This window comes from Erwinia papayae (assembly GCF_058241465.1).
Map to the genome: position 1 here is coordinate 1,897,143 of NZ_JBZCHT010000013.1, position 14,437 is coordinate 1,911,579.

16 protein-coding genes are annotated in these 14,437 nt (G+C 50.8%); 12 read left to right on the forward strand and 4 right to left on the reverse strand.

Annotated elements, in window-relative coordinates; genetic code table 11:
* Positions 1-75 precede the first annotated feature (75 nt).
* The 4 genes from rlmB to AC3RPL_RS25000 all read left to right on the forward strand — a co-directional run bounded on the left by rlmB (position 76) and on the right by AC3RPL_RS25000 (position 3,805).
* Positions 76-810 carry a 23S rRNA (guanosine(2251)-2'-O)-methyltransferase RlmB gene (gene rlmB, locus AC3RPL_RS24985; protein WP_490741947.1) on the forward strand — a complete coding sequence of 245 codons (735 nt, stop codon included), beginning with the start codon at positions 76-78 and terminating at the stop codon, positions 808-810.
* 323 nt (positions 811-1,133) lie between these two features.
* Entirely contained in the window at positions 1,134-2,159 is a 1,026-nt protein-coding gene (locus tag AC3RPL_RS24990) for an ABC transporter substrate-binding protein (RefSeq protein WP_490741948.1), read from the forward strand.
* Entirely contained in the window at positions 2,146-2,979 is an 834-nt protein-coding gene (locus AC3RPL_RS24995; protein ID WP_490741949.1) for an ABC transporter ATP-binding protein, read from the forward strand. Before AC3RPL_RS24990 ends, AC3RPL_RS24995 begins: the two co-directional genes overlap by 14 nt.
* A gap of 58 nt (positions 2,980-3,037) precedes the next feature.
* Positions 3,038-3,805, forward strand: a complete 768-nt coding sequence (locus tag AC3RPL_RS25000; RefSeq protein ID WP_261653521.1) for an ABC transporter permease — start codon at positions 3,038-3,040, stop codon at positions 3,803-3,805.
* Positions 3,806-3,815: 10 nt separating this feature from the next.
* Here the strand turns inward: AC3RPL_RS25000 and bsmA are convergent, their stop codons facing one another.
* Together bsmA and AC3RPL_RS25010 are read right to left on the reverse strand one after the other, a co-directional pair.
* Positions 3,816-4,193 (reverse strand): biofilm peroxide resistance protein BsmA, encoded by a 378-nt coding sequence (gene bsmA / locus AC3RPL_RS25005; RefSeq protein WP_490741950.1) that lies wholly within the window; start codon positions 4,191-4,193, stop codon positions 3,816-3,818.
* A gap of 54 nt (positions 4,194-4,247) precedes the next feature.
* Entirely contained in the window at positions 4,248-6,182 is a 1,935-nt protein-coding gene (locus tag AC3RPL_RS25010; RefSeq protein WP_490741951.1) for a methyl-accepting chemotaxis protein, read from the reverse strand.
* Positions 6,183-6,339: 157 nt separating this feature from the next.
* Here AC3RPL_RS25010 and yjfP point away from each other — a divergent pair, with 157 nt between their 5' ends.
* The 5 genes from yjfP (at position 6,340) to rplI (ending at position 8,744) form a co-directional block, all read left to right on the forward strand.
* Positions 6,340-7,080 carry an esterase gene (yjfP, locus tag AC3RPL_RS25015; RefSeq protein WP_490741952.1) on the forward strand — a complete coding sequence of 247 codons (741 nt, stop codon included), beginning with the start codon at positions 6,340-6,342 and terminating at the stop codon, positions 7,078-7,080.
* A gap of 223 nt (positions 7,081-7,303) precedes the next feature.
* Positions 7,304-7,696: a 30S ribosomal protein S6 gene (gene rpsF, locus AC3RPL_RS25020; protein ID WP_034939877.1), complete on the forward strand. Its 393-nt coding sequence runs from the start codon at positions 7,304-7,306 to the stop codon at positions 7,694-7,696.
* 6 nt (positions 7,697-7,702) lie between these two features.
* Positions 7,703-8,020 (forward strand): primosomal replication protein N, encoded by a 318-nt coding sequence (gene priB / locus AC3RPL_RS25025; RefSeq protein WP_490741953.1) that lies wholly within the window; start codon positions 7,703-7,705, stop codon positions 8,018-8,020.
* A 4-nt stretch (positions 8,021-8,024) separates the two neighbouring features.
* A complete protein-coding gene (rpsR, locus tag AC3RPL_RS25030) occupies positions 8,025-8,252 on the forward strand; it encodes a 30S ribosomal protein S18 (protein ID WP_000135199.1) in 228 nt (75 codons plus the stop codon).
* A gap of 39 nt (positions 8,253-8,291) precedes the next feature.
* Entirely contained in the window at positions 8,292-8,744 is a 453-nt protein-coding gene (gene rplI / locus AC3RPL_RS25035; protein WP_034939869.1) for a 50S ribosomal protein L9, read from the forward strand.
* Between the two features lie 178 nt (positions 8,745-8,922).
* On the opposite strand, the gene AC3RPL_RS25040 is transcribed toward rplI, so the two are convergent.
* Positions 8,923-9,420: a LysM-like peptidoglycan-binding domain-containing protein gene (locus tag AC3RPL_RS25040; RefSeq protein ID WP_490742134.1), complete on the reverse strand. Its 498-nt coding sequence runs from the start codon at positions 9,418-9,420 to the stop codon at positions 8,923-8,925.
* A gap of 363 nt (positions 9,421-9,783) precedes the next feature.
* Between AC3RPL_RS25040 and bamJ the strand changes: the two genes are divergently transcribed.
* Positions 9,784-10,404 (forward strand): BamJ family beta-barrel-assembly machinery protein, encoded by a 621-nt coding sequence (gene bamJ, locus AC3RPL_RS25045; RefSeq protein WP_490741954.1) that lies wholly within the window; start codon positions 9,784-9,786, stop codon positions 10,402-10,404.
* A gap of 580 nt (positions 10,405-10,984) precedes the next feature.
* Complete coding sequence (locus AC3RPL_RS25050) at positions 10,985-11,275, forward strand: hypothetical protein (protein WP_490741955.1); 291 nt, start codon at positions 10,985-10,987, stop codon at positions 11,273-11,275.
* A 159-nt stretch (positions 11,276-11,434) separates the two neighbouring features.
* Here AC3RPL_RS25050 and AC3RPL_RS25055 read toward each other — a convergent pair whose 3' ends face one another.
* On the reverse strand, positions 11,435-13,375 hold the full coding sequence (locus tag AC3RPL_RS25055; RefSeq protein ID WP_490741956.1) for a bifunctional 2',3'-cyclic-nucleotide 2'-phosphodiesterase/3'-nucleotidase: 1,941 nt from the start codon (positions 13,373-13,375) through the stop codon (positions 11,435-11,437).
* 248 nt (positions 13,376-13,623) lie between these two features.
* On the opposite strand from AC3RPL_RS25055, the gene cysQ reads away from it, so the two are divergent.
* Entirely contained in the window at positions 13,624-14,364 is a 741-nt protein-coding gene (gene cysQ, locus AC3RPL_RS25060; RefSeq protein WP_490741957.1) for a 3'(2'),5'-bisphosphate nucleotidase CysQ, read from the forward strand.
* Positions 14,365-14,437: the final 73 nt, after the last annotated feature.

Genomic DNA, 14,437 nt, shown 5'->3' on the forward strand with positions numbered 1-14,437 from the left:
CCGGGGCTGGAGAACGTGTCTGGGGCGTAACTTATTCCGCCTGATGCATCAAAATTATTGGGTGAGTAGTGATTAATGAGTGAAATTGTTTTTGGACTTCATGCCGTGCAGGCGCTGCTTGACAGCGATCCACAGCGTTTCCAGGAAGTGTTTATTCTTAAAGGCCGTGACGACCGACGTTTGCAGCCGTTGATAAAGGCGCTGGAAGCCCAGGGCATTGTTATCCAACTGGCCAGCCGCCAGTGGCTGGATAATCAGGTGGAAGGCGGTGTACATCAGGGTATCGTTGCGAAGGTGAAGGCCGGACGCCAGTATCAGGAGAACGATCTTCCTGACCTGCTGGCGAGTCTGGACACCCCGTTCCTGCTGATTCTGGATGGCATCACCGACCCACATAACCTCGGTGCCTGCCTGCGCAGCGCCGATGCGGCAGGCGTTCATGCTGTTATTGTGCCGCGCGACCGCTCAGCCCAGTTAAATGCCACGGCGAAGAAAGTGGCCAGCGGCGCAGCCGAGCATGTACCGTTGATCCGCGTCACTAATCTGGCCCGCACCATGCGGCTGTTGCAGAAAGCGAATATCTGGATAGTCGGTACAGCGGGCGAGGCCGATCACGATGTTTATCAAAGCAAAATGACCGGCCCGATGGCACTGGTGATGGGGGCGGAAGGTGAGGGGATGCGGCGTCTGACGCGTGAACACTGCGATGAGCTGATCAGCATTCCGATGGCGGGGAGTGTCTCCTCGCTGAATGTCTCCGTTGCTACCGGTATCTGCCTGTTCGAGGCAGTACGCCAGCGCAAAGCCTGAGACGACGGACCGGCGGCTGTCAGCTGGCCGGTCTTTAATTGATATCGGAAATTATTAACAGAAACAGACACTATTCCCTCCATGCCGCCTGCCGGTAAATATTGCCGGCATTCATAGTGTGGCTCACAGTTAAATATCAACTATTCAATAAGATAGCTGGTTGCAAAGTCGAAATAATCCGTAAGTGAAAATCGGTGGCCTCGCCATGACTGAGCGCGTCAACAGTAAATTATCAGAAGCAATTCTTATTGATTACCAGATGGTTAACCAATAAATTACTTAGCTGAATTATGTCGTGTCATTAGCAGATAAGGGAAACAGCTATGAAATTTATGCTGAAGGGGATTCTGGCGGGTTTATTGCTGCTCAGTCTTCAGGCCGTATCTTCTCCTGTGCCGCTGGAAAAGCCACGGCTCACTATTGCCGTCGGTGGAAAAAGCGTTTTATACAACCTGCCGCTGACGATTGCTGAGCGGAAAGGTTATTTCAAAGAGGCGGGTTTACAGGTTGATATTGCAGACTTTGCTGGCGGTGGGAAAGCGCTACAGGCACTGATTGGCGGAAGTGCTGATGTGGTAAGTGGTGCTTATGAACACACCATTACCTTACAAAGTAAAAATCAATACATCACCGCGTTTATCATGACCGGCCAGGCACCGCAAATTGTGGTGGCGGTATCGCGGAAAACCATGCCGAATTACCGTCAGATTAGCGATCTGAAAGGAAAGAAAATCGGGATTAGCGCCCCGGGATCCTCCACTAATATGGTGGCAAATCTGGTTCTTGCTCAGGCGGGGCTGAAACCAGCTGATGTTTCCTTTATTGGTGTTGGCACCAGTGCGGGTGCTGTAGATGCTTTACGTTCCGGACGTATCGATGCCATCGCCAATACCGAACCCGTTATCTCTCTGCTGGAGAAAAGTCATGACATTACTCTTATCGCTGATACCCGGACAATAGCAGGCACAGAGGCCATTTTTGGTGGGCCAGTGCCCGCCGGTTCGCTCTACGCCAGAGAGTCATTTCTGAAGAATAATCCGGCAACGATTCAGGCATTAACATCCGCGATGTTGAAAGCCTTATGCTGGCTGAATACCGCTTCGCCTGACGAGGTGGCGGCAACGGTGCCTGAAAGTTATCTTCTTGGGGATGCGGAGCTGTATAAAATGGCGTTTACCCATATACGTCCTGCTATTTCGCGGGATGGTCTGTTCTCTCCGGTAGCAACTAAAACAGCATTGCATGCACTTTCTGGCTTCGATCCCTCTGTTCAGGCTGAGCATATCGATCTGTCACGGACATGGACTAATCGTTACGTGAGTGGAGCACAGTGCAATGAACGAAAATGATCATCGCAGTGGGACGGCACTTCAATTACATGCCGTTTCATACAGTTATGGTCAGCCTCGCTCACCGGCAGAAAGAATGATACTGGCAGAAACTCACCTGAAGATTGCAGCAGGTGAGTTTGTCTCTGTGGTTGGGCCAACAGGGTGTGGCAAATCCACGCTGTTGAAGCTTTGTGCCGGTTTGCTCGCCCCTTCTTCTGGTCAGATAACGGTATTTGATAAACCCTTGAAGGGTATTAATTCGCACGCAGGGTATATGTTTCAGGATGAAGTGTTACTGCCCTGGCTGACGGTTTTGCAGAATGTGGTGCTGGGATTAGGTTACCGTGGCATGCCGGCAAATGAATCTGATTCGCTGGGCAGATGCTGGTTAACGCGTGTGGGATTGAGTGCGGTTGCTGATTACTATCCTGCGCAACTATCCGGAGGTATGCGTAAACGTGTGGCGCTGGCGCAAACCCTGATCCTCAATCCTGAGATTATCCTGATGGATGAGCCCTTTTCTGCACTGGATATTCAGACTCGCCAGTTAATGGAAAATGAACTGCTGGCCCTCTGGGAAAAAAAACGCAGTGCGGTACTTTTTATCACGCACGATCTTGATGAAGCCATTGCTCTGGCCGATCGGGTTATTGTCCTTTCGGCCGGACCGGGCACTCGCGCAATAAGTGAATTTTCAGTTCCTTTGCCTCGCCCTCGTGATGTAACGGAAATTCGTACTCATCCGGAGTTTGTTGCATTGCATAAAAATATCTGGAGCGTGCTTCGTGATGAAGTGCTGAAAAGTTACCAACATAATCTATCCCAACATGAGCAATAAAAATTCCGCAATAAAACCGACCTCACTTGTGCTGGGCAGGTTATCAGTATTTTTCTGTGTGCTTGCCATCTGGGAGATCGCATCCCGGGATCCACAACTGGCGTTTTTCTTTGGCGATCCTCAGCGGGTGATGATGACTCTCTGGCAATGGTTTACAGAAGGTGATGGGGTTCTGGAGATTGCCTGGGGAGACCAGGTTCTTTATTCATTACATTTTCCGGCGCAAATTTATCCGCATCTGATTATCACCCTCAGCGAAACCCTGCTGTCATTTATTATTGGCACATTGATGGGAATGGCGGCGGGACTTTTTCTGGGAGTTAATCCGCTGTTATCAGGCATTTTCTCTCCTTATATCAAAGCATTAAACTCGTTGCCGCGCGTCATTCTCGCCCCCATCTTCGCTATGTGGTTTGGCCTGGGTATCTGGTCAAAAGTGGCGTTCTCTGTCACCCTGGTGTTTTTTGTGGTCTTTTTTAATGTATGGCGCGGTGTCCGTGACGTTAACCCTGTGCTACTGGATAATGCCCGCATGCTGGGCGCGAACAGGCGTCAACAGTTGATGACCATTTACCTCCCCTCGGCTACATCATGGGTATTTTCAAGTTTGCATATGGCTATCGGGCTGGCTTTTGTCGGTGCCGTTGTTGGGGAGTATTTAGGCTCTTACCGCGGTATCGGATATTTAATTCTCCAGGCTGAAGGCAGTTTTGATATCAACACGATTCTGGCCGGGACAGTGTTACTCACCCTGTTTGCTCTGTTATTAGACTCCGGGATCAATGTTATTGAACGCTATGCATTTAAATACAGGCAGGTTAAATAATCTCCTCACCTTATCTTTCGCCGGTATCAGGTCGGTATGGACGGTCCTCTGTCAGGCTCTGGTGGTGCGTGCTTCTACTGACCACGGCAGGGGCGTAAAGAATGGCCGTTGAATACCAGTAGCCCGGCATGATGGTTTCGCTGACCAGTTGCACCTGATACCAACTCGCACCCGCCGCCGTCGCTTTATCGGCAATGGCCCGCAGCGCATCATCCGGAGAACCCCGAACGCTGACGCTGATGGTGCCTGTCCGCCGTAAATTGAGGCTTTGTGCACGATTGATCTCCTGCGCTTTCGCCGTCGCGGCAGGCGGTGACTGAGATGTGACGGTGAACAGGCTACAGCCGCTCATCAGCAGCATTGCCAGTAAAAGGAGTAACCGCTGCATTCTGATGTCTCAATGTGATGGGATAGCTGAAGTCTACGCTATCCCGGCAGATTGTTACGCTTTTACGCTAAAAATCCGTACCAGCTGGCCCAGATGTTGCCCCTTACGACTCAGCTCCTGCGCGGTATGTTCGGACTGCGTAATCAGTTCACTGCTCTGATGGGTGGCCTGACCAATCTGAGTCATTGCCTGATTGACCTGGCCGATGCCCGCAGACTGCTCTTTCGACGCAATGTTGATCTCACTCATCAACACTTTCACCTGTTCGATGCGGCCAACAATATTGTCCATCTCCTGGCGGGTCTGCCCGGAAAGATCATGCCCCAGCACCACTTTACTCAGTGAGTTTTCAATCAGGCCATCAATCTCTTTTGCCGCCTGGGCACTACGCTGTGCCAGCGAGCGGACTTCTGCTGCCACCACCGCAAATCCTTTACCGTGCTCGCCCGCCCGTGCGGCTTCCACCGCAGCGTTGAGTGCCAGAATGTTGGTCTGAAAGGCAATGGATTCAATAACCTGAGTAATATACGCAATGCTCTGCGAAGCGTTTTTGATATCGGTCATCGTCACCACCGAACGGGAGACGGTTTCGCCGCCTTTTTCCACAGCCGTGGCTGCTTCTGCGACCAGAGACATGGCTTGAGCAACATTGGCGGCATTCTGCGCCACCGTTGCACTCAGCTGTTCCATCGCCGCCGAAGTCTGTTCAACGCTGCTGGCCTGACGGGAAATTTGTTCACTGATGTTTTCACTGCTTTGCGCGATGTTATCGGTGCCCCCGCTGATCTCCTGCGCCGCTTCCCGGACCTGAGAGACAATGCGTTCCAGCCCGTCGCCAATGCCGTTGATTGCCACAATCAACTGTCCCACCTCATCGTGACGACGGGTTTCCAGGGTGGCCTGCAAATTTCCCGCTGAGTACTGGCGAGCCAGTTCAATCACCTGTTGCAGGGGTTTACTCAGCCAGCGGCGGGTGGCAACCACAAAACAGAGCGCAAACAGCGCAACCAGCCCGGCACCGATTAATAAAAACAGATTACGAATATGCTGAATGGGTGCCAGCAGGCTGGCCTTGTCTATCTCAGCCAGGATCACCCAGCGCATATCCGGCTGATGCTGCCAGGCGATAATCTGCGTTTTGCCTTTTTCATCGGCGGTTTCGATGGTGCCCTGAGCCTGATTTAACAGCTGTTGTTGCAGAGAGTCAGACCAGGCAGGCCGTTTGCCTTCCTGGGTTGGATGAAACACGAACTGTCCACGGTTTTTTCCTTCTGCATTACTGATCACGGTGAATTGCCCGCTGTCACCCAGTTTCTTGGCAATCACTTTGTCACGCAGCAGGGCAAATTGTTTGGTAATTTCCAGCCCGACAAACAGCACTGCAATCACCTTACCTTCACCGTCTTTAACAGGCTGATACTGACTGATATAGCGTTTGCCAAACAGCATGGTCACACCCCGCCAGACCTCGCCGTTAAGCATCTTATCCCAGGCCGGACTGCTGTGGTCCATGCGAGTACCTACAGCGCGCTCACCATCCTCTTTGCGTAACGAGGTGGAAACGCGAATAAAATCATCACCCATGCGCACAAATATCGTCGAGATTGCCCCGGTTCTTTGCTGGAAATCATCCACCAGCACCTGGTCCAGGTTGAGGGTTTTTAAACCTGCCCGCAGGGTCGGGGTCTGTTCACTGCCCACGGGAATGATTTGTGTTTCGTCGACAGAAAAACGCTTTGGCAAAAAGCTCTGAAAAAGTGCCGTATAGTTGGTCACCTCTTCAATCAGTGTGCTGTTAAACATCGAGGCCATATCACTGATACCATCCACCTGGTTTTCCATATTTTGCAGTGTCAGTATCTGCAACTGTCTGGCTGAATTCTGTGTCAGGGCCAGGGTTAATATCAGGAACAAAAGCGCAACGGTAACTGAGGTAATGACCGACAGTTTGACGCCGAGACTCCAGCGACGAAAAGCGAAAAGTTTCATATTCTGGCCTGCTCAACCTGAAAAGGGGGACGTAACGGTTAACGGCAATTCTGTCAAAATATTTAGAACTCAATTTTGTGAGCGCGGTTATAAATATGGCCTTTGGTCAGCCGGTGGCGATTCTGTCTGACGTCACGTACTTTTTTGAGGGGAGCATATGATCGAAATCGCAACGGAAACTTTTGCCGGTATTGAGTGCCTGCACGCATCACCGGTCGGGCAACGTCACCATCCTCTGCCGACCATTCTTTTTTTTCATGGTTTCACCTCATCAAAAGAGGTCTGGTCCTGGGCTGCTGTTGCGCTGGCACTGGCGGGGTTTCGGGTGATATTACCGGATGCTCAGCAGCATGGCGCACGTTATAACGGCGATAACGAGCATCGGCTCGGTCATTTTTGGGACATTCTGCGGAGTAATATTGATGAGGTGCCGCTTCTGGAGGCTGCGCTGCGGCAACGAGGGCTGGTTGCGCAACAGCGGATTGCCCTGGCGGGCGGCTCCATGGGCGGAATGACGGCGCTGGGCGCGATGGCACGTTATCCGCATTTTGTCAGTGGCGCCTGCCTGATGGGGTCGGGATACTTTTCCTCACTTTGTCATACGCTGTTCCCGCCACGGGAGGCGGAACTGGCCGGGGCGTTAGCCAGACAAACCGCACTGCTGGCAGATTATGATATTACTGACCGTCTGGAAAACATCGCCAGGCGCCCCTTACTGATTTGGCACGGTGAGGCGGATGAACTGGTGCCGGTTGCTGAGAGTCTCCGGCTGCAAAATGCCTTAAGCGAGGCGCAGCTTGACGACAATCTTACCTGCCTCATCGAAACGGGGGTGGGACACCGCATCACCCCCGGCGCACTTGAAGCGCTGGTGGCATTCTTTCAGCAGCATCTGTAGATGTGTCATGGCGGCAGGGGACAGATTTAAAACCTGTCAGGTGCGGTAAAAGTCGCATGGCCGAATAATTTTCCCTCAGCATTAACTTTACCTTGAGTTATCCCGACACCATCAGTAAGATTACGCGTCAATTTTTCAGCCGTACAAATATACACGTTCCTTGCTTCCATGGGCCACGGCTGACCCTGACAGGAGGCTGAATAATCCGTAAGGAGCAAATTCGATGCGTCATTACGAAATCGTATTTATGGTTCACCCTGACCAAAGCGAACAGGTTCCTGGCATGATCGAGCGTTACACAGCCACCATCACTGGTGCTGAAGGTACGATCCACCGCCTGGAAGACTGGGGCCGTCGTCAGCTGGCTTACCCGATCAACAAACTGCACAAAGCGCATTACGTTCTGCTGAACGTTGAAGCGCCGCAGGAAGCGATCGATGAGCTGGAAACAAACTTCCGCTTCAACGACGCCGTTATCCGCAGCATGGTTATGCGCGTTAAGCACGCGGTAACTGAAGCATCGCCAATGGTTAAAGCAAAAGATGAGCGCCGTGAGCGTCGTGAAGATTTTGCTAACGAAACCTCTGATGATGATGCTGGGGATTCTGAAGAGTAATTTCTCGTGACGGTCAACCGACTGACGCTGACTGGCAATGTCTGTAAAATGCCAGTGCGTAAAGTCAGTCCGTCAGGGATCCCACACTGCCAGTTCGTGCTTGAGCACCGTTCAGAGCAGGTGGAAGTCGGTTTTACCCGACAAGCCTGGTGCAGGATGCCGGTGGTGATCAGCGGCAATGCACATCAGGCCATTACTCAAAGTATAACGGTCGGCACGCATCTGACTATTTCAGGATTCATTAGCAGCCATCAGGGGCGCAATGGACTGAATAAAATCGTGTTGCATGCCGAGCAGATTGAATTGATAGATTCTGGAGACTAGCCAAATGGCACGTTATTTCCGTCGTCGCAAGTTCTGCCGTTTCACCGCGGAAGGCGTTCAAGAGATCGATTACAAAGATATCGCAACGCTGAAAAACTACATCACTGAAAGCGGTAAGATTGTACCAAGCCGTATCACTGGTACTCGCGCAAAATACCAGCGTCAGCTGGCTCGTGCTATCAAGCGCGCGCGTTACCTGTCCCTGCTGCCGTACACTGATCGTCATCAGTAACCGGCAACTGTCCATTAACGACTTTAAGAGGATAAGGTAATGCAAGTTATTCTGCTTGATAAAGTAGCAAACCTGGGCAGCCTGGGTGACCAGGTTAACGTGAAAGCGGGCTTCGCTCGCAACTTCCTGGTGCCACAGGGTAAAGCGGTTCCCGCTACCAAGAAAAACGTTGAGTTTTTCGAAGCACGTCGTGCCGAACTGGAAGCCAAACTGGCTGACGTTCTGGCAGCGTCTAACGCACGTGCTGAGAAAATCAATGCACTGGGCAGTGTGACCATCACGTCTAAAGCAGGCGACGAAGGTAAACTGTTCGGTTCTATCGGTACTCGCGACATCGCTGATGCTGTAACAGCTGCTGGCGTTGACGTTGCCAAGAGCGAAGTTCGTCTGCCGAACGGCGTTCTGCGCACTACCGGTGAGCACGAAGTGGACTTCCAGGTTCACAGCGAAGTCTTCGCGAAAGTGATCGTGAACATCGTTGCTGAAGCTTAATCGGCTTTAGTTACGTAGCAAAACGCCGGCCTTGTGCCGGCGTTTTTGTTTGCAAAATCCTTAGCCCCGGGAGCCATCTTTGCTGAGGCTATGGCAGCATGAATCACAGACCTGGTGATGAGTTTTTAAGGCCCCCAGCCAGCACACTCCACATTCTTATTGTTACTGTCAGCCCCAACTACTGAGCGCGGAGAAAGGTTCCGTCCTGCTGACGAGTAAAGAGAATTTGCCCGTTCGCGCTGTCCACGGTCAGCCCGGTAACGATGCCCTGAGCATTCTGGCGGATTTTTACTGTCTGGCCGGTTTGCAGATTACTGAGGGGTTTATCATTTCCTTCCACCTGCGCCATGGCGAACACATCATTGACCGGTAAGTTATGATCGCGAAACAGCTGCGCCAGAGTCTGCCCGGATGCTATCTGATAGCTGTGCCACTGGCCCTGCGCATCGGCGCTCTCTGATGGCTGTGCTGTCTGTTGAGCGGAGGTGTCCTGCTGATTGCTGAGTTCCGCCTGCATTGTAGGGGCGGTCGCTGCATGATTATCGCCGGTCAGGGAAGTCTGTCGTGGCTCCGGGGCCTGGAGAGGGCCAGAGAAAGGCCAGTAAAACCACCACAACGGCGAGAATGATGCCACGACGATGAAAGGAAGGGAGCGGGTCCATCCAGCGTACCGAATCTGGCAGTAACCAGATTCTGCGGAACCACTGCGCTATTCGTTCTGCTACAGGCGCACCTGGCATGGCGTCATCCTCCTGGCGCGGGTCTCGCGCAAATAGTGAGCTTTTGGCTAAGCGGTGCAAAATAACCTTTAGCGAAAGCGGCTGGCTTTTCCGTAGCCTGCGGGCAAGATGGCCCATGTTGACCTCGATTAAAATATAGCTGATAACGCATTGTCCGTGCGGTGTTTATCTCGCCACGGGGATGCGGGTATTGTTTCTTTTTATCAGCCAAAAGTCACCTGAAGAAGATGGCATTTTACGCCTGGTGCCAGCGCTGTTATGCTTCGTTCTCGGTTTTATCAATGATGAAAGGAAAATCCATGTCTACCCCTTCTTTTGACAGTGTGGAAGCGCAAGCAAGTTACGGTATTGGTTTACAGGTTGGTCAGCAGTTGCTGGAGTCGGGACTTCAGGGGCTACAACCGGAAGCGCTGTTAGCGGGCCTGCGTGATGCACTGGAAGGGAATTCCCCGGCAGTACCTGTTGATGTGGTGCATCGTGCACTGCGTGAAGTTCATGAGCGTGCCGATGCGGTGCGTCGCGAGCAGCAACAGGCAATGGCCGTTGAGGGACAGAAATATCTGGAAGAGAACAGCAAACGTGACGGCGTCAGCACTACTGAATCTGGTCTGCAATTCAGCGTGATTTCTCAAGGTGATGGTGCAATCCCCTCCCGCCAGGATCGCGTTCGGGTGCATTACACCGGTAAGTTAATCGATGGTTCCGTTTTTGACAGTTCCGTACAGCGTGGTGAACCGGCCGAATTCCCGGTCAGCGGTGTGATTCCCGGCTGGATTGAGGCCCTGACACTGATGCCGGTTGGTTCCAAATGGGAACTGGCTATTCCTCAAAATCTGGCTTACGGTGAACGTGGCGCGGGCGCTTCCATCCCTCCGTTCAGTGCGCTGATTTTTGAAGTTGAGCTGCTGGAAATTCTTTAATACAGACTGCCGGTAAATGCTGAAAACCATTTACCGGCTGATAATAACGTTGCAGATAAATCGATATTACGTTGTCAGATGATAAACGTTACCCCCTGAATATTTTCTTCGCCTGTGCGGTGAAATTCCTGGATTTTTTCTGATATTTTCTTAATTAACTCTGTATTGCAGATAAAATATCAGGATTAAATTGATGGTTTTTTATTCGCTGAGAGGCATTCAGGGAAGTGTGTTATCGCATCGCTGCCTGATAAAAAGAGGAAAGGTTTGAATATTATTTTTTATGGCTATATGAAAGTTATTGTTGTGCTGATTATTTTTTGACAGCACATGCTATCAATTATATTTAATACATCTGGCGTTATACTTTCCTGTTTTTTGTTTTATTTTAAACCTTTCTTTCATGATTTTATTTTTTAATTTAATCAATAATTTCCTGATAGGTTCGGATATTATTTTATTTATTTTATGTGGCTGTTTTATTAATTGATTTGTTTTTATTTCTATTATAAGTTCGTGAGCCGTGGCACTCGCTGTCATGAACACACAGTCAATATTAATTTATACAGGAAAATGAAATATGCGTGAATTAAACTCTATGGAAATAGCTGAGGTTTCTGGTGCGGGAGTTATTGCCACTATCACCTCTGGTATTGGCAGCACACTCGGTGGCCTGGCTGACTCTGTTGCATCGATATTTGGTCTGACCACAACATTTTCTTCAGCGGCTCAAACTCTGGGAAATGGCATTGGTCAGGTGATTGAACTTAACTTCACGGAAGGTAAATCCAATATCTCCAGCGGGATATCCGGACTTATTGCCGCTGTCACCAGTATTTTCAGCACGACTACCGACAGCAGCAGCGGCTGAGATTCTGGCTGACTGAGACAAAGATGTACCCATGAACTGTGCATTAATTTCTGATATGCATCGATCATGAAAAAATAAATCCGGACCTGATTTCAGGTCCGGATTTTTACTGTAAACCTGGCTTGAAAAATCTTATTGTGTAGCGGGTTATGGATAAAATTAGTTATTTAATGTGATCCGATAGACAGCAAAACCGGTTTCATCATCACCCACTTTTTTCAGTGGATAGCGTGCGTAGTGTTGGATAAAAGCTGCGGCTTTTTCAGACGGTGATGTTTCAAATCTGATATCCAACGGAGCGTCACTGTTGAAGAGAGCCAGCTGCCAGTTATTATCGGCCTGTGGTTTTACTTCGCCGTGTGCCTGAGTCTGTGCCCTGATATATGCTGCGACCACTGACCTGTTTTCATCCGGCGAGACGAAAGCAATATGATTATCTCCGGTCCCGGCAAATTTTCCGCCATACGCCCGATAATTATTGGTTGCAATCAGAAAGGTGGCAGTAGGATCAATCGGTTTACCGTTAAATGTCAGATTGCGTATCCGTGACGCCTTATCATTAATTAACTGGCACTCTTCGTTGTAGCGTGCGGGCTGAGTGATATCAATACGATAATTAACGCCATCGATTACATCAAAATTATAGGTGCGGAAGTTCCAGTTAATCAGCGACTGAGGTTTCTCACTGGCAACGTCGATTTGATTAAACTGGCCAGCAGAGCACTCCAGCCACTCTTTTACTTCCCGACCTGAAACTTTCACTACCGCCAGAGTATTAGGGTAAAGATATAAATCCGCCGCGTTACGGAAAGTGAGCTGGCCTTTTTCTACTTCAACATAGCTGGCGGGATCATTCTTACGCCCCCCTGCTTTAAACGGTGCCGCTGCTGAGAGCACCGGCAAACCGGCCAGGTCCGGGTCGCCCTGGATAAAATGCTCTACGTAGTCTCGCTGAGCATTGTTCACGATTTGCACTGTAGGATCGTCCTGAATCAGGGAGAGATAGCTGTACATCACATCGGCAGATTTGCCGATGGGCTGGCTGACAAATTTGCGGGTGGCCTGATGGTCTGATTTCAGCAGATCCACCAGGGCCGCATCCTCCGGCGCAAGTGACTTTTTGTTTGCGGTATCATAAATCGGACGTGCTTCTGTCTTTGCACTGTTAACCTGCCAGTGCCCATTATCATTATTGAGCACCAGGTCAACCACACCGAGATGATCGCCCCACATGCCGGGCATCACCGCAGCAACACCATTTAATGTCCCTCTGGTGATATCAGCTCCTTTAATACTGGCAAAATCCTTGCCGGGGAATACCGCATGGGCATGACCGAAGAGAATGGCATCAATACCAGGAACCTGGCTGAGGTAATAAACGGAGTTTTCTGCCATGGCGCGGTAAGGCTCACCCGACAGGCCCGAATGGGGAATAGCGACCACCAGATCCGCTCCCTGCTTACGCATCTCCGGCACCCATTTGCGGGCGGTTTGCGTGATATCGTTAACGGTTATTTTGCCGCTAAGATTTTTTTTGTCCCACACCATAATCTGCGGTGGCACAAAGCCGATGAATCCTACCCTGAGCTGATGAGGTTTCCCGGCGCGATCGGTTACCTGCACCGGTTTAATCAGATAAGGCGTGAACATGGGCTGGCCGGTTTTACTGTCGATAATATTGGCGTTGATATAGGGGAAACGTGCACCGCTGAGAGCTTTATGCAGATACTCCAGCCCGTAGTTAAATTCGTGATTACCCAGGTTGCCAACGGTGTAATCCAGCGTGTTCATCGCCTTGTATACCGGATGTACTTCACCGGATTGCAGTCCTTTCGCGGCCATATAATCGCCCAGTGGGCTGCCCTGAATGATATCGCCATTGTCCACCAGCACGCTGTTTTTGACCTCATTCCGCGCCTGAGTAATCAGGGTGGCGGTACGCACCAGGCCAAATTTTTCACTGGGCGTATCTTTGTAGTAGTCAAAGTCCATCATATTGCTGTGCAGGTCGGTGGTTTCCAGCAGACGGAAGTCTACGGTTGCGGCCTGTAACGTGCTGCTTATCAGCACGCTGAGTAAAGCTAAAGAAGGCTTGAGCATCATTTTCTCCATAAAATTTGTTGTCCGGTCAGCCTCACCATCTCAAAAAAAGATGAAATTATTACGTCGTGTCTCACATATATGTGATCTGTTACCAGTATTTACTGCTGATGGACATTTTGCGGTAGCTCACGACAGTCGTTAAGCCATGCTACGATAGACAAAGGTATGTCAGATTCGCGCACGCTGTGCTGAAGGCTGCACCAGAAGTTCACAGCCGGTATGCGTATGCAATACGAGGTGAAAAGATGCTCAATAAAATTTGCCAGCTGGCACGAGACGCAGGCGTTGCGATTATGCAGGTGTATGACGGTGAGGCACCGCTTGATGTTTCGCAAAAGTCGGACCATTCACCGGTAACTGCCGCAGATATCGCTGCACACAAGGTGATTGTGCAGGGGCTGACGGCACTCTCTCCCGATATTCCGCTGCTTTCAGAAGAGGACCCGGTTGCCTGGGAAGTGCGTCAGCACTGGCAGCGTTACTGGCTGGTTGATCCGCTGGACGGCACCAAAGAGTTTATCAAGCGTAATGGCGAGTTTACCGTCAATATTGCTTTAATAGAGAAGGGGCGCCCGGTACTGGGTGTGGTTTACGCGCCGGTGCTGGACATCATGTATTCCGCTGCCGATGGTAAAGCGTGGAAAGAAGAGGGGGGCTACAAAACGCAGATCCAGGTGCGGGAAGCCCGACCACCGCTGGTGGTGGTGAGCCGCTCGCATGCAGACAGTGAACTGGAGGATTATCTCAGTCAGTTGGGTGAGCATCAGACCACGGCAATTGGTTCGTCCCTGAAGTTTTGTCTGGTGGCAGAGGGTAAGGCACAGCTCTATCCACGCTTTGGACCAACCAACATTTGGGATACTGGTGCAGGACATGCCGTCGCCATTGCCGCCGGGGCACATGTACATGACTGGCAGGGAAAAACGCTGGACTACACGCCACGAGAATCATTTCTCAATCCCGGCTTTCGCGTTTCTATCTTTTAGTCCTGCTGATGTGGCATAAGGGCAGGTGGTGCCTGCCCCAGACTGAGGGGATTAATTGCTGCGCGCGGCACTT